General features: G+C 39.4%; 18 protein-coding genes, 1 pseudogene and 1 riboswitch. All 19 genes and pseudogenes read right to left on the bottom strand.

The features are described from left to right. Positions 1 to 14: 14 nt before the first annotated feature. A complete protein-coding gene (gene glgA / locus ACFRAK_RS20490; protein ID WP_394572353.1) occupies positions 15 to 1,451 on the bottom strand; it encodes a glycogen synthase GlgA in 1,437 nt (478 codons plus the stop codon). Positions 1,452 to 1,467: 16 nt separating this feature from the next. Then, positions 1,468 to 2,574 carry a glucose-1-phosphate adenylyltransferase subunit GlgD gene (gene glgD / locus ACFRAK_RS20485; RefSeq protein WP_260288303.1) on the bottom strand — a complete coding sequence of 369 codons (1,107 nt, stop codon included), beginning with the start codon at positions 2,572 to 2,574 and terminating at the stop codon, positions 1,468 to 1,470. Positions 2,575 to 2,591: 17 nt separating this feature from the next. Then, a complete protein-coding gene (locus ACFRAK_RS20480; RefSeq protein WP_387598878.1) occupies positions 2,592 to 3,758 on the bottom strand; it encodes a glucose-1-phosphate adenylyltransferase in 1,167 nt (388 codons plus the stop codon). Next, on the bottom strand, positions 3,758 to 5,698 hold the full coding sequence (glgB, locus tag ACFRAK_RS20475; protein WP_387707936.1) for a 1,4-alpha-glucan branching protein GlgB: 1,941 nt from the start codon (positions 5,696 to 5,698) through the stop codon (positions 3,758 to 3,760). Before glgB ends, ACFRAK_RS20480 begins: the two co-directional genes overlap by 1 nt. Before the next feature lie 247 nt (positions 5,699 to 5,945). Next, entirely contained in the window at positions 5,946 to 6,959 is a 1,014-nt protein-coding gene (locus ACFRAK_RS20470; RefSeq protein WP_394572351.1) for a glycoside hydrolase family 15 protein, read from the bottom strand. A 325-nt stretch (positions 6,960 to 7,284) separates the two neighbouring features. After that, complete coding sequence (locus tag ACFRAK_RS20465) at positions 7,285 to 7,611, bottom strand: AzlD domain-containing protein (RefSeq protein WP_387598887.1); 327 nt, start codon at positions 7,609 to 7,611, stop codon at positions 7,285 to 7,287. Next, positions 7,602 to 8,342 carry an AzlC family ABC transporter permease gene (locus ACFRAK_RS20460; RefSeq protein WP_394572349.1) on the bottom strand — a complete coding sequence of 247 codons (741 nt, stop codon included), beginning with the start codon at positions 8,340 to 8,342 and terminating at the stop codon, positions 7,602 to 7,604. Before ACFRAK_RS20460 ends, ACFRAK_RS20465 begins: the two co-directional genes overlap by 10 nt. A 21-nt stretch (positions 8,343 to 8,363) precedes the next feature. After that, positions 8,364 to 8,882: a mismatch-specific DNA-glycosylase gene (locus ACFRAK_RS20455; RefSeq protein WP_394572348.1), complete on the bottom strand. Its 519-nt coding sequence runs from the start codon at positions 8,880 to 8,882 to the stop codon at positions 8,364 to 8,366. Between the two features lie 1,392 nt (positions 8,883 to 10,274). Continuing rightward, positions 10,275 to 11,174, bottom strand: coding sequence for a sulfite exporter TauE/SafE family protein (locus ACFRAK_RS20450; protein WP_349728375.1), 900 nt, complete (start codon positions 11,172 to 11,174; stop codon positions 10,275 to 10,277). Positions 11,175 to 11,328: 154 nt separating this feature from the next. Then, positions 11,329 to 11,961 carry an NAD(P)-binding protein gene (locus tag ACFRAK_RS20445; protein ID WP_394572346.1) on the bottom strand — a complete coding sequence of 211 codons (633 nt, stop codon included), beginning with the start codon at positions 11,959 to 11,961 and terminating at the stop codon, positions 11,329 to 11,331. Beyond that, positions 11,942 to 12,703 carry a sirohydrochlorin chelatase gene (locus ACFRAK_RS20440; RefSeq protein WP_394572344.1) on the bottom strand — a complete coding sequence of 254 codons (762 nt, stop codon included), beginning with the start codon at positions 12,701 to 12,703 and terminating at the stop codon, positions 11,942 to 11,944. Before ACFRAK_RS20440 ends, ACFRAK_RS20445 begins: the two co-directional genes overlap by 20 nt. After that, positions 12,703 to 13,479 carry a uroporphyrinogen-III C-methyltransferase gene (cobA, locus tag ACFRAK_RS20435; protein WP_387598900.1) on the bottom strand — a complete coding sequence of 259 codons (777 nt, stop codon included), beginning with the start codon at positions 13,477 to 13,479 and terminating at the stop codon, positions 12,703 to 12,705. Before cobA ends, ACFRAK_RS20440 begins: the two co-directional genes overlap by 1 nt. 19 nt (positions 13,480 to 13,498) lie before the next feature. Then, a complete protein-coding gene (locus tag ACFRAK_RS20430; RefSeq protein ID WP_260288293.1) occupies positions 13,499 to 13,714 on the bottom strand; it encodes a DUF3906 family protein in 216 nt (71 codons plus the stop codon). A gap of 20 nt (positions 13,715 to 13,734) precedes the next feature. Next, a pseudogene (locus ACFRAK_RS20425) lies at positions 13,735 to 15,360 on the bottom strand (nitrite/sulfite reductase). 16 nt (positions 15,361 to 15,376) lie between these two features. Next, positions 15,377 to 15,976, bottom strand: a complete 600-nt coding sequence (gene cysC / locus ACFRAK_RS20420) for an adenylyl-sulfate kinase (protein WP_061463380.1) — start codon at positions 15,974 to 15,976, stop codon at positions 15,377 to 15,379. Positions 15,977 to 16,019: 43 nt separating this feature from the next. After that, on the bottom strand, positions 16,020 to 17,168 hold the full coding sequence (gene sat, locus ACFRAK_RS20415) for a sulfate adenylyltransferase (protein WP_387598908.1): 1,149 nt from the start codon (positions 17,166 to 17,168) through the stop codon (positions 16,020 to 16,022). A 29-nt stretch (positions 17,169 to 17,197) separates the two neighbouring features. Further along, complete coding sequence (locus tag ACFRAK_RS20410) at positions 17,198 to 17,902, bottom strand: phosphoadenylyl-sulfate reductase (RefSeq protein WP_260288317.1); 705 nt, start codon at positions 17,900 to 17,902, stop codon at positions 17,198 to 17,200. Positions 17,903 to 18,084: 182 nt separating this feature from the next. Then, positions 18,085 to 18,228, bottom strand: coding sequence for a YezD family protein (locus ACFRAK_RS20405; RefSeq protein WP_072273036.1), 144 nt, complete (start codon positions 18,226 to 18,228; stop codon positions 18,085 to 18,087). 170 nt (positions 18,229 to 18,398) lie between these two features. Further along, positions 18,399 to 18,507: riboswitch (SAM riboswitch) on the bottom strand. Between the two features lie 279 nt (positions 18,508 to 18,786). Then, a complete protein-coding gene (gene ssuE / locus ACFRAK_RS20400; RefSeq protein WP_192204939.1) occupies positions 18,787 to 19,320 on the bottom strand; it encodes an NADPH-dependent FMN reductase in 534 nt (177 codons plus the stop codon). Between the last annotated feature and the right edge of the window lie 66 nt (positions 19,321 to 19,386).

The raw sequence follows: 19,386 nt of genomic DNA, 5'->3' as shown, positions 1-19,386 counted from the left end.
ACCTATCCAATTACTCACTTCATGACAGGAATCAAACTTTCATACAGCTCCATATACTTTAAGGAAGATGATGTCCAACTGAAGTCTAACTTCATTGCACTTTCGGCCATTTTCCGCCACCTTTTCGGCTGGAATTTGTACAGACCAACAGATTGCTCAATTGTATGAAGCATATCGTGTGCATTATAATTCGTAAAACTGAAGCCATTGCCTTCACCAGTAAATTGATTATACGGTATGACAGTATCCCGAAGTCCGCCAGTTTCCCTCACTAAAGGCAGAGTACCATACCGCAACGCCAAAAGCTGGCCGATACCACATGGTTCGAATTGTGACGGCATCAAGAATAAATCAGAACCCGCATATATCCGTCTTGCTAAACCCTCATCAAAATATGTATTGACTGAAACCTGATTTGGATATTGGTCAGCTAAATGGCGAAATGCCGATTCATATTGCTCATCACCCGTACCTAAGAGAATGAATTGAACTCCTTGGTTCATCATTTCATGAAAAACATGGAGAATAAGATCAATTCCTTTTTGATCAACAAGCCTGGTTACCATCGATATAACCGGGACCCCCTCATTTACAGGAAGGTCCAACGATTCCTGTAGCTGACGCTTATTCTCCATCTTACCCTCATAGGAATCGAATGGAACAGCAAGATGTTCATCTGCCGCCGGATTATATTCTTCATAATCTATTCCGTTGATAATCCCTTTAAGGTCACCATTTCTCTTACGTAAAAAACCATCCAGATTTTCCCCGAAATAAGGACTTTGAATTTCTTCCGCATAACTTGGGCTTACAGTTGTGACAATGTTAGAAAAAGCTAGGCCGCCTTTCAAATAACTTACATTTCCATGAAATTCAAGACCATCGATATTAAAATATAACTCACTCAAATCGAGTAATTCAGCTAAAACAGCTTTAGGGTAAACTCCTTGATAGCGTAAATTATGTATAGTAAATATCGTTTTAATATCTTGATAGAATGGATGGTTACTATAATGAGCTTTCAGCAAAACGCTGACAAGGGCCGTTTGCCAATCATGACAGTGTATGACATCCGGCTTTTCTCCTAAATAGGGTAAAGCCTCTAAAATTGCACGGGAAAAGAAGGCGAACCTCTCGCCATCATCAAAGAAACCATAACTACCATGTCTTTTGAAATAATATTCATTATCCAAGAAATAATATGTAATTCCATTAGCAACAAGTTTTTCGATGCCACAGAATTGCTGGCGCCAACCCACAGGAACTTCAATACTCGTCATATGTTCCAATTCCTGTTTGAATTGGTCAGGAAGATCCCCATATTTAGGAAGAATGACACTTACATGGACTCCCTGTTTTTTCAGCGCTTTCGGGAGCGCTCCTATAACGTCTCCGAGCCCTCCCGTTTTTATAAAAGGGGCGCATTCTGAAGCAGCAAATACAACATTCATTGCCGCACCTCCTCTATTAAATTACTTCCGCTTTTTTTATTACAGTAGGCTGTTTTAAACCAATAACTGATTTTTCACTAGTAATTCTCACTTCTTTATCAGTTATGACATTTTCAACGATGGCTCCTTCTTCAATCACGCCTTTTTGCATAATGATGCTATTTCTTATAATCGCACCCTTTTTCACCTTTACCCCACGGAAGAGTATACTGTTTTCGACAGTCCCTTCAATATCACAACCATTGGCTATTAATGAATTGGCAACCTTCGAAGAACTTGAATACTTGGTTGGTGCCTCATGTTTGATTTTTGTATAAACATCCCAAGTATCCCCGAAGAAAGAACGGATTACCGAAGGATTCAGGAAATTCATATTACTGGAATGAAAGCTTTCAATGGAATGGATGAATGGCATATCTCCAGTAAAATTATAGCCTTTGACTGTAAAGCGATGAAGATTTGCTTTCACAGCGTCTTTCAAAAAGTCGTATTCCCCACTGGCAACACAGCTTTTGATTAAGTTCACCAATAGCGTTTTACTTATGACGAAGGTTTCTAGACAAACATGGTCACCAGGTCTAGGGATGGTATAAAAGCTAATGTCCGTAATGTCTTCATCCTTATCTACCGAGCATGTGTGATAGATTGGTTTTTCAATCAATTCCCCTACATAATCCTTATATACGACCGTGATATCCGCTTTTTGTTTTTTGTGATAATCAAGCACTTCATTAAAATCCAATTTGCATACATGGCTTCCAGGGGAAATGATGACAGTATCTGCCTCTGCACGTTCGAAAAAACTGAGATGATCATGAAATTGTTTCATATCACCCGTTACCGTTTCATCCGGATGGATAGGGGGCAAGATGTATAAGCCTCCTGAACGCCGAGCCAAGTTCCATTCTTTACCTGAGCCAAGATGATCCATAACAGAAAGATACTTTTCTTTTGGGAAAACGGCTACTTTTGATACATCTGCATTAATGAGATTCGACATCGTAAAGTCAATCAAACGGTAGCGTCCACCAAATGGCACAGATGCTACATTTCGGTGAGCAGTGAGATCTTTTAAATGTTGTCTTTCATTGATTAAGTTAATAATACCCAACACATTTTCCATAGCATCTTCCCCTTTTTCTAATTAAGAGTGATCTTTTTTTTGTTTGGATTGATAATGGTTTGATTTTCACCAATTAAGGTAATATCGGATGTAATCGCTGAATTGCCAACTACTGCACCATCTTCTATAACACAATTGCTTGCTATGATGCTTCTTTCTATATGAACGTTTTCACCAATAGTGACATTTGGCATGATGACTGAATCTTTTATGGTTGACCCATAGCCTACCTGTACATTATAGGATAAAACCGAATGTTCAATTTTCCCATGAATCATGCACCCTTCATTGATTAGTGACTGACTGGCCTCGGCATCCGGTGATATATATTGCGGCGGATGATTTGCATTGCGGGCAAAAATTTTCCATTTCTGATCATCCAACTGGAAATTTGGCGTATCCTCCAATAAGTCCATATGTGCCTGCCATAGGCTTTCGACAGTTCCGACATCTTTCCAATAATCATTGAAACGATAGGCATATAGCTTTTTTCTGTCTTCAAGCATCTTTGGAATGATGTTGCTGCCGAAATCATTGGAGGAATTTTCATCCTTTTCATCATTTATTAAATACCTTCTTAGGGTTTTCCACTTGAAAAGGTAAACTCCCATTGAAGCGAGATTGCTCTTTGGATACTTTGGTTTTTCATCGAATTGAGTGACTTTATCATCATCATTGGTATTCATGATCCCGAAACGACTTGCTTCCTGCCACGGTACTTGAATGACTGCTATGGTTGCCTCTGCATTTTTTTCGATGTGATAATCCAGCATCTTACTGTAATCCATCTTATAAATATGGTCACCCGAAAGAATCAGTACATGTTCCGGATCATAGTTATCAATATATTGGATATTTTGATAAACAGCATTTGCCGTCCCTTTATACCATTCCCCGCCTTCTTTCCCTTGATAAGGGGGAAGTACGGAAACTCCGCCAACATCCAGATCAAGGTCCCAAGCTTTGCCATTACCAACATAATCATTTAGAATCAATGGCTGGTATTGAGTCAGTACCCCAACCGTATCAATACCAGAATGAGTGCAGTTACTTAATGGAAAATCGATGATTCTATATTTACCGCCAAAGGGAACAGCTGGTTTTGCCAAACCAATTGTCAATTCACCTAACCTTGAACCCTGGCCTCCTGCCAATAACATTGCTATCCATTTTTTCGCTCCCATTATTCGTTCACTCTCCCCCGCCTTTTTTTTGTTTGCTTCATAAAAATGGAAATGCCTAATGGAGGTACTGTTATTTCCATGCTGAATGGTTGATTATGGTATGGTTCCTTTTTGACATTAATGGGTTCCTCATTGATCTGTCCCGATCCTCCGAAAGATGCTGAATCACTGCTGAAAACCTCTATATATTTACCCTGGGATGGTACGCCAATTTGATATTGAGCATGAGCCTGTGCAGAAAAATTACAGACAACAATGCAATAATCGCCTTTGCGTTTACCCTTTCTCATAAAGGTAATGATACTCTGTTTACTATTGTTCGGATCTATCCACTCAAACCCCTCCTGGACATGATCCAGTCGCCAAAGGGAGGATGATTGCCTATAAAAATCCTGTAGGGTGCGGAAGTAATAGGCCAGTTTTTCGTGTGATTCATATTCCAAAAGAAGCCAATCCAATTGTTCCTCATCTTTCCATTCTATGAACTGGCCAAATTCACCGCCCATGAATAGAAGCTTCTTTCCGGGATGTGTCATGAAATACCCAAAGAGTAACCGTAGATTAGCGAATTTCTGCCAATAGTCGCCTGGCATCTTATTCAATAAAGACTTCTTGCCATGAACCACTTCATCATGTGAAAAGGGCAAGACGAAATTTTCTGAAAAAGCATAGAAAAAAGAAAATGTTAAGAGACTATGATGATTTGGCCTTTCCCCCGTTTCAAGTTTCATATAACGAAGGATATCGTTAGTCCATCCCATATTCCATTTGTAATTAAAGCCCAGGCCGCCTATATCGGTAGGAGAAGTTATAAGTGGTCGGTCTGTTGCTTCTTCAGCCATCATTAATGCATTGGGATATTTCTCGAAAACCACTTCGTTAAGCTTTTGCAAAAATTGTATGGCCTCCAGGTTTTCCTCACCGCCAAACTGGTTTTTCAGCTTGATCGGCAATGGATTATCATGATTTAAGTAAACCATTGACGATACCGCATCGACACGGATTCCATCAATATGGTATACCTCCATCCAAAACATTACATTTGATATAAGGAAACTGATTACTTCAGGTTTGGTAAAATCAAAGTTGTATGTCCCCCATAACGGGCGATCTGCTCTAGTATGATCAATTGGTTCATAGAGAGGCGTTCCATCGAAACGGGAAAGTCCATGCGCGTCTTTACAAAAATGGGCGGGAACCCAGTCAAGAATTACCCCTATGCCCTTTTTGTGGCAAAGGTTAATTAAATATTTAAAATCTTCCGGCGAGCCGTAACGACTGGTTACAGAATAATAGCCCGTGACCTGGTATCCCCACGATTTATCAAATGGGTGTTCCATTATGGCCATGATTTCAATATGTGTAAAACCATTTTCAATCACATAATCAATCAACCTATCAGCCAATTCACGGTACGAATAAAACTCGCCATCTTCTTTCTGTTTCCATGTTCCTGGGTGCACTTCATAAATGGACATGGGTTTATGATAAATATTTTCCTTTTTCCTATTAGCTATCCACTTCGAATCTTGCCATTCAAAATTATCCAGCCTTTTAATGACCGAGGCTGTATTTGGTCTGACTTCCGAATAAAAGGCATATGGATCGGCTTTTAGGATTCGTTTACTTCCAGGTGTATGTATTTCGTATTTATAGAGTTCCCCTTCTTGTAGTCCCGGTACGAACAACACCCAGATACCTGATCGCTCGATCCTTTTCATCGCATGATCTTTTCCGTCCCAATTATTAAAATTACCGACTACTGAAACTTGCTTGGCATGGGGGGCCCAAACGGCGAAGCGTACTCCTTCTTTACCTAATGATGTTACAATGTGTGCCCCAAGCATTTTATAGCTTTCATAAAGGGTGCCTTCATGAAATAAATACAAATCGAAATCGCTTGGATAAATCTCTTGTAGCTGGTCAATAATTGCACTCAATAAAACCCCTCCATCAGTATTGAATCGATAGTATTTTAATCATCCTTCCCCAGTTATTATATATATTCGATGAAAATGATATTAATCCTTCAAATGGAGGTGAAGATATTGTTATAAATAGCCGTTTTTTTGTAAATTCAAACATTTTTCAAGAAAATTATACATTTATTGTAAAAAAAATTATTATACCAATAAAAGCCCTCCCCATTTTTTTGGAAAGAGCTTTAAGGTATCATGTATGAATGCTTCATGTTATTTGTTCAGTTCGAATCATGGAAGTCTTCGTCAAAAATAAATAGGATAATGATACTGACCATGCCAAAGGAGTATTCTTGTTCGGAATATTCCTGCCCCCTATATATAATTCGGGTACTTCCCAATTTTCCGGTATGATCATTTTCGTTTTATCAATATATTCCTTAACTTTGTTCATCATTCCAAGTTCAAGGTAGCATAAGCCCAACCACGGAAGCCCGAAACACCATTCCGCCTCTTGACCGTCATTATAATAAAGGTCCTTTTCATATCTTATACAACCATTTGTTCTTTCAAGGCGCTCCGTGACATTCTTCAATATTTTTATTGCTATTTCACGGTCTACCAGCCGATAAGGATAAATTAAGGATAAAAGGGCTAAATCCGTCTCTTTTGAATAACTTTCCCTTGGAAGTAAGAAACGAAGAGTTTCTTCTCCCTTTTTAATCAGCTCTTCCTTGACGCTGACCAGCATTTTGACTGAATTCAAACCAGCCACACATGCACCTATGCTTGAAGCGTGGATTTCTATATTTTCTTCCCACATCCCATTATCTTCCGATTGCCAATATTGCAGGCATTCCAAGTAATTGACCAACTTTTGAACAATTTGTAAATCCCGTTGATTTCTCATCACCTTTTTACCATGCCTATACCCTTCACCGACACCCCATAAAAAGGCACCTATCGCATCATTCTGGGCATGCCCCCACTCATCGGGCAGTTCTTTAAGCTCAGTGGAATACCTTGCATGGATATGTTCAAATAAAAACTGAGGTTTCTGTTCCGTATGAATATCTATCTTCCACTCATAGGATTGAAATAAGTCGAATAAAGCATGATATGCTTTCTCGTAACGATTGGATGGATCATTTATGAAAGGGATTACTGTATAAACGACATCCCTTATCCAGACATAATTATAATCATCGGAAACGCTTGCAGTATATGCGCCATTAGGAAGCCGCATGCGATCAAGAACCTCTAGTGCACCATTCACATTCATTAATTGACACCTCCATAGTAACTTGCCTATTCCCATTGTTGACAGACTCCCATTTTCTAAACGTTTGTTGTTTCATTTTCAATTTGAAGCGCTTTCAATTCAGCTAACCAAAACAATTTTTCAGAAGTACATTCACCTTAGTTTATGTAATCACTGCCCTTTTTGATAATCAAGCTTCCAATGTTCATTAAAAAGCGTCATTTGCCTAATCGAAACGAACTAAAAAAGCGGCCTGTCATGAAAAATGTTCTTTGAAAAATAAAAACCCAGTAATGGCAATCCATTACTGGTTATATCGGCCTATCATTTAATTGTTTAGTATATATTAAAAGAAAAATCGTAATATCATCAATGAAAGCACGCCAATCACAACCGTACCCAATAGACTTCTCGTAAAAATGGCAACCAGAAAAGCCGGTAAAGCTGCGGCCAAATTCAAAGCATTATCCTTAATTGAAAAGACCTGTTCCGATAATAGAAGTTCTTGAGCCAACAACGCCGCCATTACAGCCACTGGCACATGCTTAAGCCAATCGATGCCCCACTTTGGAATCTCCATTTTACTAAGCAGTACCAAAGGGACGACCCTGGGTATGAAAGTTACAATCGAAATCCCTACAATCACAGCAAGGATATATCCGCTTATTTCCACCTGCCAATCACCATCCCTATCGTTGCAGCTACAACAGTTGCCACTATGACGCCAGTACTGCCTGGAAAGAAGAAACTTACTGCAACAACGATTAATATGCTGCTAAACGCGACTGCAAGATCTATAAAAAAGTCCTTTTTACTTAATATTTGCAGAACTAAAAGGCCGATAAACATCGCTGGCAGGGCGAAGTCCATCCCATATTTTTCGGGATTTGGAATCCATTGGCCAAAGAAACCGCCGGCAATATTTGCAATGAACCAATTTAAATAGGCTGCAAGATTCAGTCCAAGCATCCATTGAAAATCAAGTTGTTTCCTCTTCTGTGCCGCCGTGACGGCCACTCCAAAGGTTTCATCAGTTAATAAGGCTCCGGTTATCAGGTTTTGTTTCAAACTTTGCTGCTTGAAATATGGAGCCAATGCAGCACTAAGTAATAGATGGCGACTGTTCACAAAAAAAATCGTAAAAATTATGGCCGATACTGGATGACTTGCAGCTATCATCCCCGCAGCTATGAATTGGCCAGACCCTGCATAGAGCAAAAGCGACATAAGTGCCACTTCAATCATACTTAATCCAGACGTTTTTTCGACGACCCCTGCAGCAAAACCGATACTTAGGTATCCCAATAATGTAGGAATGCAATCCTTTACTCCTTGCCAAAAGCCTTCCCCATCATTAACCTCGGAAAATCCATCGCTTTTCCATTCAGCACTATCCTGACTCATAAAATTCCACCCTTGTTTTAATCAATTGCTTTTCAGCTTGCCAAGCAGAATTGGCAACTCCCTATATATTTCGATGATTTGTTCTATCGGCATTCTTACTAAACCGCTGGAAGAAGGGGCAACGAATTCAATGGTCTCATTCAATGAAGGTTCTTCTTGAAGCCCCCAAGAGAATTTTCGTAATTGACGATATTCCTGATAGACACCCTTGCCTACAAAACAGACTAGTTTAGGTTTATACTTTTCAATTTTCCTTTTTAATTGCTTCCTTCCTTTTATGTACTCTTCTTTAGTGATTTCGTCCGCACCTTTTGTAGGCCTTGAAACGATATTGGTGAAACCATAACCTAGTTCCAGTAAAGACGAGTCTTCCGTTGGTTCATATTTCCTTGGCGTCAACCCCGACTCGAAGAGGATTCTCCAAAAGCGATTGTTTGGATTCGCATAATGATGGCCAGTCTGGCCTGAACGAATGCTTGGATTGAAACCTACGAACAATATATCCAAATCTTCCTTTAAATGATCAGAGATGCCCTCCATATTAAAACTCCTTTTAAAATTTGCTATTTACTATTTAATCATTGTACAAAACTGAAAAATATTTAACTACCTTTTCCGCCATTTTCACGACTTATATTAAAAACCAAGGCTCTTCTCGTTAAGATTGTTGTTTTTAAAACGCGACTATTTAAGGTTGATTGGAGTGGAAGTGCGAGACTCCTGCGGGAGCAGAGGGACAGGTAAGACCCCATTTGTTTACGCCGAGGAGGGTCTCACCGCCCGCCCCGCGGAAGGCGAGCATTTTGAGGGGAAATCAACCACACCACATCACTTGGTAAATAGCAACAAAGTATGCGAAAACAGCCAAAACTAATAACGTTTTGAATAGAATGAACGATGATAGCTGAATAATATGGGTGAAAAACTGACAAATTGAATATTAAAAAACCTATTGCTCCTAAAAAAGTCCGTTCCTGACTCTTCACGGGACACACTTCCGGAAATTAGTTATACAAGTTTTTTTACAGTTTACAAATGGCGCTGTTGCAGTTAGTGAACCGGTAAAAAAACATATACAAAATTACTTCCCAAAGAATACACCATTAAATGCAATGGATTTGATAACCGATTTCTCCCCATTCCCCTTCATTGGAATTATGAAGAAAAGTGAATATCCTCTGAGTGCCCAAATCTATACTCACAAAGACAACCCGGCATAAAGCAAAAACGTGCATGCTTTTAAACAAAGCTTTCAGGTATTCAAAAATAGAGGATGTCCCCAATCTTCATGTATTCATCGTCGAAAACGACAGCCAGCTAATGGACATTAAAGCATGTAGCTGATAGCATCCAATTTTTAAAGCAAGAAAGAGTTCATTCATTTCACTGGGGAACAAGAGAATGTGAAAGTGCACATGCAGACCAATGGCCTGGTTACTTTGAAAACAAAGGCATGCGAAAGGCCCTTTTATTTTTTATGGAAATCTCGGATATTTTGGGACGGTGAAATAGCCTCCAACAACTAAATCCCGATGTTCAAATAGGAAGGGATTTAAAATCGATAATAAAAAAATATTATAACGCTTATTATATTATATGAAAGTACAATTCACTCATTTGAACTAAATGCATGGCCATCAATTAATGGTTCTGCTGCTGTTCTAAAATTATTAAATCTCTCACGATAGCTGACTTTTTTAAAGGGGATACCATTGATTAATCTGTTAGGAGAATAGACCGGGGGCTTCAATCTCTCGATAATTAAGAGAGTTAAATCTATTTGACAGGATCAAGAACCTTTAATGAACAACAACTTTAAAGGGGTAATCCATGGCAAAATACTTTACTCGTAGGCATTTATGTACCTACGAGTTTTTAAGTTACATTTCTGAATACGCTTTTGTGTATATTCGCTTCTTTCAATCTCGGAAATCAGGAAACATTTTGCCGTTGTTCGATATGATCATGTTTTCTCGCATTGGACATCTTATTGATGGTTAGAAGAATTCCAGAAAGCCATATAATCACTATGCCTGTATAGATATATATATGAGCTTCAATCGGAATCCATGTAGCTAATAATGTTCTTACATTGATTAAGATAATGAAACCACCCACTAAAACACCCATTAATTGAGCAGGTAGCATCCTGACGAGCCAGGCTGCAATCGGTGCGGCAACCACACCACCAATTATCAATGCTACGACCCAAAGCCAATTGACAGCTTCCCATCCAAGCGAAATGATAAAACCAAGACTTCCGAAGAAAGCAATGGCAAATTCACTCGTATCTACAGTCCCTACGGCTTTTCTCGCCGTCATGCCTTTTTTTGACAATAAAACGGGCGTTGCAATCGGTCCCCAACCGCCTCCGCCTGTTGCATCACAAAAGCCTGCAAAAAGGCCTAACGGAATGGATTGTTTTGCGGTCAATGGCTTTACGATTTCAGTTTCCTTCGACGGTTTAAAAATAAATAAAAAGCGGAATAAAACGTAAACACCCAGGCCAAATAAAAATATGGCAATATACGGTTTTGCTAATTCGGCTGGCAGGTTGCTCAGGAAACATGCACCTACAAATGCACCAACAGAACCTGGAATTATCAAACGATAGACCATATTTCTATCCACATTCCCAAACTTTATATGCGAAGCTCCGGATACTGCTGTGGTCACTACTTCCGATAAATGAACGGATGCTGATGCTACTGCAGGGGCAATCCCGAATGTCAACAATAAGGAAGTGGAACTCACTCCATACCCCATTCCAAGCGAGCCATCGATTAATTGGGCTAAAAACCCGATAAAGGCTAAAACGATTAACTTTTTCATGACATTCCCCTTTTTTCACTAAAATAGAACCTAAATAACACCGACCCGACGGTACCGTTTGCCTGTATAAACCATTTAGATTTCCGTTAAGACACAAAGAGGCACCTAACCAAAATGAAATGACATGTTGGTTAGGTGCCTTCAGTTTTTCTGATCAGCCCAATGATATATTTTCTTCAGCTTCTACTGGTAAAAGCCTAGCTAAAAAACGATATCTTTCTTTTAGGGAATATTTATAAATATCCTCTATTGAATCTTTCAATAACTTGGATTTTTCCTCTTTTGAAAATGAACCATTCTTTATTATCATCCTTGCTTCAAAAAGGAATTCAAGATATTCTTCATACGATTCATCATATACTTTACCTAAGTCATTCCGAATTTTTTTTGCGAGCGTTGGACTTGCTCCATTGGTGGAAACACTTATGGAAAGCATGCCTCTATTCACTGTCGCCGGTATATGAAAATTACCCAGCTCATGATTACTGATTACGTTCACCAACTGACTTTCGGATGCATTTTCGTACACTCGTTCATTAACTTCAGTAGAGTTTGTTGCAACAATGATTAAAAACGCATCTTTATAGTCTGTTTCTTCCACTTCTTTAAGTAAAACTCGAATCTTACCTTCTTTCTCCAACAATTGAAAACCAGTGCATATCTCGGGGCTTACGACTGTCACATCAGCACCGGCTTCCAATATTGGACCCGCTTTAAAGAAACCAATTTTCCCACCGCCGATGATGACACACTTTCTTTTCTCAATATTAAGCGTAATTGGATACATAAGCTCCCTCCCCACTCACTTCATGAATTCGTTCCGATATGGCTTTTTCAATCTTTGGGTGATAACCTAGGTATCGGCAAAGTATGAATTTCTGCTTACCCTTTTTTTGGATCATTTTTATACTATTTTCGATGGACTGCATTAAGAGACCGGTAAACAATAGGTAAGGAATGATAAATACTTGGTTTGATCGAGATTCCTGTGCAAATTCCAATGCTTCTCCTAAGCTCGGTGTGGCAGCTGTCAAATAACACTCTTGCACACGGATTTTTTGAAACCTATTCCTTAGCAAATCGGCCAATCGAGACAAATCCCTTTTCACGTCGGGATCACTGCTTCCCCTTCCAACCAATAAAACCAAGGAATCCTCCGTAACCTTTACATTTGTTTCCTCCAACCGTTCCACTAATATGTCAACCATTTTATCACTGACACCAATTGGCCTTCCATATTTCAAGTCAACGGCAGGGTACCGTTCTTTCATTTTGTTCAATATGACTGGAATATCATGTTTTGCATGTACAGCTGTTAGCAATAGAACTGGAATGGCAATGATTCTCGTCGCACCCTTTTGTACGCATCGTTCGTAGGCTTCTTCAATTGTTGGAGTTTCCAATTCCAAGAAGCAATACTCTTGAATGGAATTGGGCTGTGCTTGCATACAAACTTTAATAAAATCAATGGCTTGGGTTGAAGCTTCTTTAACACGGCTGCCATGGCAAATATATAAAATGGCTTCCATTAAAAGGCCTCATTCGCCAACAAATTTTCGGTTTGTTTTCCTTCAAACCATTTAATTTTTTCTCGTAAATTAACGACATCGCCCACGACTATCATGCAAGGGTTCGAAATCTGTTCGTTATTGGCGGTTTCCACTACATTAGCCAATGTACTGACAGCTGTTTTTTGCGTTTTTAATGTCCCCCAATGAATAAGGGCTACCGGAGTCTCAGGACTTTTTCCATGTTCCAATAGTTTTCCTTGAATATATGGCAGGTTTTTAACGCCCATATAAATGGCCAATGTATCGATTCCTTTTGCAAGGGATTCCCACTTGATATTATCCTCTTCATCCTTTTTCCGATGACCGGTAACAATTGCAAATGATGAAGCATGGTCCCTATGTGTAACTGGAATTCCCGCATAAGCTGTAGCGGCGATTCCAGCGGTAATTCCTGGTACGATTTCATAGCTCACGCCACTTTTGGCAAGGGCTTCCGCTTCCTCCCCGCCTCTCCCAAAGACGAAAGGATCTCCGCCTTTCAAGCGGGTGACTATTTTCCCCTTTTTTGCATATTTGACCAGGAACCGATTGATGGTATCCTGCTGCAATAAATGATAATCCGGCAGTTTACCGCAATTAATCAGCTCTACACCGTCTTTTGCATGATTCAATAGTTCTTTATTCACAAGTCGATCATATAAAATGACATCAGCTTCTTGAATGCATTTTAATCCTTTTAATGTAATTAAATCTGGATCTCCGGGACCGGCTCCTACTAGATATACTTTCCCCATTTTTGCAACCTGCCTTCCCTTAGAGAATTGTTTCGAATTCCGATAAAACGAAACCTGCTCCATTTTTAATTTTCCTTTTTTCATATAATGAGATGTCATCCACTTCAGGCAATTTCAAATAATGCTTTTCCAGTTCGATATCAACAAGTTCAAAAGCCTTTTCATCTGAATCGGCAACAATGATGACATGGATTGGTTTTTCCTTGATAGTGACTTCAAAACGGTATAGATTCATGGAATGCTTACCTTCCCCTATTAAACGGAAACTCCCGCTAATATATCATCAAGTTTACTTTGTAACTCGTCTACCCCTATCCTTTCCACAAAATCGAGAAAGGTTTCTGATAGAAGTTTTGTTTCTTTGAAAAATAGGATCAATTCTTTCAAAACATGATAGAGCTGATCAGCTTCCACTTTTCCTTTAAGTTTTTCATTGAACTTCCCGCCTTCGTCCAGCGTTCCTCCAACGTATATTTCAAATGCCTCGACCATCTTTTTGTCCTGGTTTTTCATTTTTATGCCTTGCAGCCCTATTTCGGCGATGGCTCTTTGACCGCAATTATTCGGACAACCGACCATATGCATCCTTACAGGTACATCGAGATCTATTTCCTTGTCCAGTGATTCAGAAATGGTCCTCATTCGGTTTTTAGTTTCTACAAGGGCCAGGTTGCAATACTCAATGCCTGTACAAGAGACGGAATAACCAATGAATTTCTTTGGTTGATATGGAAATCTTTCAAAGATGGTTTCCTGCTTTAATTCCTCAAGTTTTGCATCCGGCACATTGGGAATGATTAGATTTTGGGAATTACAGTTGCGGATTTCACCATTTCCATATTTTTTCGCAAGTTCGGCAAACTCAATCACTTCGTCCGGATTTAGACGACCCACTGGTATATTGACTCCAACATAGTTAAGACCATCTTGCTTTTGTTTATGGATGCCGTAGAAATAACCTGCATTCCATCCCTTCACCGCACTTTCTCCCTTTTCAGGAAGCGGACCGGTGTATTCCAGCAATTTTTCCTTGAATTGTTCAGGACCCCAGTCAGCAACAAGGAATTTCAAGCGCGAGCGATGACGCTTTTCACGGTACCCAAAGTCACGGAATATCGTCGTGATGGCGGCCGCTACTTCCACTGTTTTTTCAGGTAAAATGAATAAATCAAGTTCTTCTGCCAGCATCGGAACGGAGGAAAGCCCCCCGCCTACTTTCACGTGAAATCCAACTTCCGTCACCCCATCGATTTCTTTAGTGGCTGGATTGAATGAAACACAGTTGATTTCAGCATTCGAAGCATTATGGATATTAGCACTGATGGACATTTTATATTTCCTCGGAAGGTTGGAATAGTCTTCGTTAAGGCGGAAATACTCAAATACATCATAAAGTACCTCGCGTGTATCAAAAAGTTCATCGGGATCGATGCCTGCTAATGCATTCCCGATGATATTACGTGTGATATCACCACAAGCACCAGCCGTAGTCATTCCAACCTTTTCCAAACGATTTAAGATATCCGGGACTTGTTCGATAGTCAGCCAGTGGAATTGAATGGCTTGACGGGTTGTAATGTCATATACGCCCCTCCCGTAATCTTTTGCGATGTTAGCTAGAGTTATTTGTTGATCATACGTCAGGATACCTCCGGGAATAACGACACGCATCATCCAGTAACCAGCTTCTTTTGGCCGTTGCAGGTATAGACCTGCCCACTTGAACATATCCCAATTCTCTTTAGGGATGGAATCAAAACCATTTGCTGCTTAATGTGGAATATCATCAAATATCTTCAATCCGTCTTTTTCCAATTTCCAGATTTCCGTTTTATTTTTAGCGATTAGTGGATTTTCCGACCAAAATTTTTCGTAAACCATTACATTTCCTCCTTGATTAAATCGCTTTCTTTGCTGTCAAATAGCCGATTACCTGTTCAACACACTCTTCAATGCTGTATTGGTCGGATTCTAAAATGATTTCCGGTTGTTCTGGTTCTTCGTACGGAGAGTCGATTCCGGTAAAATCTTTTATGATTCCTTTACGTGCCTTATCATATAGACCCTTTGGATCACGCACCTCACACTCTTCGATCGGACACTTTATGTATACTTCAATAAACTCCCCTTCTTCGAGTAAATCACGTACAATCTGCCGATCTGCCCTGAATGGAGATATGAAGGCAGTCAATACGAACTGCCCACTATCCACGAATAACTTGGAAACCTCACCGATCCGCCTAATATTCTCGGTTCGATCCTCTTCAGAAAAACCTAAATCTTTATTTAAACCGTGGCGGATATTATCACCATCCAAAACATAGCTTCGAATATTCCGATTATATAATTCTTTTGCGACCGCGTTCGCAATCGTTGATTTTCCGGAACCCGAGAGTCCTGTAAACCATAGAACTGTGCTTTCATGCCCGTTTTGCTTCCGGCGGAGCTCCTTGGTCAATGACGTTTCATGCCAAGTGACATTCGTACTTTTACTCATATAATAATCCCCCTCTTCATGTGATCCTTCAATTTATGTCCTATCAGTTATAAACTTCATTCTTTTTCAGACCTTCGATCAACACCTCGATGACCTCTTTACGGCTAAAGGTAGCTGGAGGAATTTCTCCATTACGCAACATTTCCCTTACCTTCGTTCCAGACAGGATGACATGATCTTCCCTGCCGTGCGGACAAGTTTTAGCGGAAGCCATGTTGCCGCATGCTTTACAGTAAAAACTATGTTCAAAGAATAATAACGTGATCCCTAACTCATCGGCGTTAAAATTCCCAAAGATTTTTTGGGCATCATATGTGCCATAATAATCGCCCACACCCGCATGATCACGTCCGACGATAAAATGGGTGCATCCATAATTTTTACGGACCATTGCATGGAAAATGGCTTCTCTAGGTCCTGCATAACGCATGGCAGCAGGGAAAACTGCAAGGGAGACACGATCCTTGGGATAATATTTCTCAAGCAGCACTTTGTAACTTTCCATTCTTACATCTGCCGGAATGTCATCGGATTTAGTGGCACCTACGAGAGGATTTAAGAATAAGCCGTCGACAATCTCCAATGCTGTCTTTTGAATATATTCATGTGCACGGTGAACAGGGTTCCTCGTTTGGAAACCGACAACCGTTTCCCACCCTTTTTCAGCAAAAGCTTTCCTTGTCTCGACAGGGTCCAGATAATTAGCTTGGAATAACGGACGCTCTATTCTCTTAATCAACTTTATTTCCCCGCCGACATATACATCACCGCGGTTAAATAAATTTTTCACTCCGGGATGCTTCTCATCATCCGTTTGATATACTAATGTCGCTTCCAATTGCTTATCCGGAGTGTAAATATCGGAAACGGTGAGAACCCCGTATGTTTCACCCTCATGAGTCAGCGTTACTTCTTCACCTATAGTAAGGGTTTCTGCAATTTCTTTGGTCAAAGGAAGCGTAATCGGGATGCTCCATACATGTCCGCTGCTAAGCCTCATATCCCTGACCACTGTCTCATAGTCACTTTTTGTAAAGAATCCCTTAATCGGACTGTAGGCACCAGTGCCTATCAATTCAAGATCACTTAAAGCGATTTCATCGATTTCGATTGCCTTTGTTATTTTACTAAAATCATATTTTGGTTCCCAAAGATCGATTAATGTTCCTCCGTGCGGTAGACTGATTGTCATGCTAATTTCCCCCTATGGTTTCTATTTATTTAAGATAAATGCAATCCGCATTCCGTTTTTTGTGCTCCTTGCCAACGGCCTGAGCGTAAATCATCTGCATTGAATGCAGGTGCTGTACACGTTTTACATCCAATGCTAGGATATCCATTATCATGCAGGATATTATATGGAAGTCCGTTTTTGTGGGCGTAGCGCCAAACGTCTTTCCATGTCCAATGTATGAGTGGACATATTTTAACCGACTTGAACTTATTATCCTTATTGATATACTCGGTTTTAGCCCTTGTTTCGGATTGCTCCCTCCGCAGTCCCGAAAGCCAGGCTGTTGCCGTTGAAAGCACATCGGTAAGCGGAATGATCTTACGGATGTTACAGCACTTATTGGAATCACTAAGCCATAATTCATCCCCATATTCCGCTGCTTGTTCCTCAAGCGTCAAGGCAGGTTTCTTCATTTCGATTGAAAGTTTTGGATAGCGCTTCTTCACTTGCTCGATCAATTGGTAGGTCTCTTCAAAATGAACATCTGTATCAAGGAAAACAATTTTTGCCGAAGGGTTGACCTTCGCCAATAAATCCGTAAGCACGATGCCTTCAATACCAAAACTGCAAGCATAAATCAGTTTGTTTCCATAATGGTCATTCGCCCATTGCAGAACTTCCAAAGCTCCTTTTGTGTCACTGTCTTCAGGAAATACAGGGAATTCCCCTGAATTGAAATTTTCATAGTTTATTAATCCAGCCAACTTTTGTAGCCCCCTCTAAAAACTTGCTGTATCAGATTAGAGTAACTGTTGATCAATACCCGTTTTAATCTTCCCCAGTTTATTTGATTCTAGGAAAAAGAGACGAATCTAACCAATACTCTCTTTATATCAGTTAAACCCGCCTCTAGTTTTTCTAGTCAGCAGATACCTTATTTAATTCTTAATTTTTCATTTCTTTCCATTTGAATGATTTTACCATCCTGGACTATAAGTGTAATCGATCCATATTTCATTGAATTAAGCATTTCTTGAAGTCGTTCAAATATTTCTTCAAGCTGATTCTCTTTATCCAAACCAGTTCCTCCTTTAAGAAAATCTGCGAATATTTTATTTTCGACGCTGATTAAATGAATTTCTTAATTTTATATAATTCCATACAACCTTACATTGTTATGGTTTACCTGAAATTTTTCCAAAAACAAAAATCTTTCCATGATGGAAAGATCCCAAGGTAAATATCATTACCTTATCTTCCAAAATGATCAACATTTTGTTGGAGGTAGCACCTTGCATCCATCATGCAGGTTGCTGGACTTCAAAGGGCCAATTCCCTCCGTCGCTCTGGATAAGTTTTATTATTTTAAATATTAACATATATTTAATCCTTGTCAATGGAGTTTTCTTATAAAATAACTTGGTTTAATATTATGGATGAACTGTTATTTTTATACACACTATTCAATTTATGATTTTATGTTCATTTAAATACGAAAATAGACTCATTTTTTTAGATAGAGTCTCCAAAAAAATGAGTCTATTTTCATTAATAAACCTATTATTGACGAATGTAATCACTTTAAGAAATACGTTTGAATGCCAGTCCTTTTGTTGAAGGGATTACTTGAAATTCATTAATTTCTTAACTGTATTGCTTCTACAAATTCTTGAACTTGACTCTGGACACGATCAATTAAATGTGAATCATTAATCGGATTTTCAGAATTCTGTTTATCTATTTCCTTATCAACAAAGTAAATGCCCTGAAGCGGTTCGCCTTTTAATATTGAGATTAATGGTTTAAGCGCATAGTCAATCGCCAATAGATGCCTGTTACTTCCACCAATCATGATTGGCAGAACTGGCTTACCCTTGAAAGCACCTTCTGGCAGCAAATCAATCAAGGCTTTTAATACACCTGTATAAGAAGCCTTATAAACCGGTGAACCAATGATGATTCCTCTGGCTGCTTGAATTCTCTCTGAAAGTTTTAAAATATCTTCGCTATTATATTTCCCTTGGAATAAATCATCTGCTGAGAAATCCGTTATTGAGAAATAAGCTGTGGTAAATCCTTCTTTTTCGACTAATGATTGAATATGTTTTAGTGAAATGTCCGTTCTTGATGGAATAGCCGGACTTCCTGATAAAATTACGATATCGCTCATACAATCCCCCTCCATTGTTACATGATTTCCAGATAAATTCTTCGTAAAGCATTTCGTGTAGTATAC

This window comes from Peribacillus sp. NPDC056705 (assembly GCF_043656335.1).
This window is presented reverse-complemented; position numbering and strand designations above follow the sequence as displayed.

Excerpts from the sequence above, each read along its gene's own strand:
- glgA (WP_394572353.1), bottom strand. The coding sequence starts at position 1,451 with ATGAATGTTGTATTTGCTGCTTCAGAATGCGCCCCTTTTATAAAAACG.
- glgD (WP_260288303.1), bottom strand. The coding sequence starts at position 2,574 with ATGGAAAATGTGTTGGGTATTATTAACTTAATCAATGAAAGACAACAT.
- ACFRAK_RS20480 (WP_387598878.1), bottom strand. The coding sequence starts at position 3,758 with ATGGGAGCGAAAAAATGGATAGCAATGTTATTGGCAGGAGGCCAGGGT.
- ACFRAK_RS20470 (WP_394572351.1), bottom strand. The coding sequence starts at position 6,959 with ATGAATGTGAATGGTGCACTAGAGGTTCTTGATCGCATGCGGCTTCCT.
- ACFRAK_RS20460 (WP_394572349.1), bottom strand. The coding sequence starts at position 8,342 with ATGAGTCAGGATAGTGCTGAATGGAAAAGCGATGGATTTTCCGAGGTT.
- ACFRAK_RS20455 (WP_394572348.1), bottom strand. The coding sequence starts at position 8,882 with ATGGAGGGCATCTCTGATCATTTAAAGGAAGATTTGGATATATTGTTC.
- ACFRAK_RS20450 (WP_349728375.1), bottom strand. The coding sequence starts at position 11,174 with ATGAAAAAGTTAATCGTTTTAGCCTTTATCGGGTTTTTAGCCCAATTA.
- ACFRAK_RS20445 (WP_394572346.1), bottom strand. The coding sequence starts at position 11,961 with ATGTATCCAATTACGCTTAATATTGAGAAAAGAAAGTGTGTCATCATC.
- ACFRAK_RS20440 (WP_394572344.1), bottom strand. The coding sequence starts at position 12,703 with ATGGAAGCCATTTTATATATTTGCCATGGCAGCCGTGTTAAAGAAGCT.
- cobA (WP_387598900.1), bottom strand. The coding sequence starts at position 13,479 with ATGGGGAAAGTATATCTAGTAGGAGCCGGTCCCGGAGATCCAGATTTA.
- ACFRAK_RS20430 (WP_260288293.1), bottom strand. The coding sequence starts at position 13,714 with ATGAATCTATACCGTTTTGAAGTCACTATCAAGGAAAAACCAATCCAT.
- cysC (WP_061463380.1), bottom strand. The coding sequence starts at position 15,976 with ATGAGTAAAAGTACGAATGTCACTTGGCATGAAACGTCATTGACCAAG.
- sat (WP_387598908.1), bottom strand. The coding sequence starts at position 17,168 with ATGACAATCAGTCTACCGCACGGAGGAACATTAATCGATCTTTGGGAA.
- ssuE (WP_192204939.1), bottom strand. The coding sequence starts at position 19,320 with ATGAGCGATATCGTAATTTTATCAGGAAGTCCGGCTATTCCATCAAGA.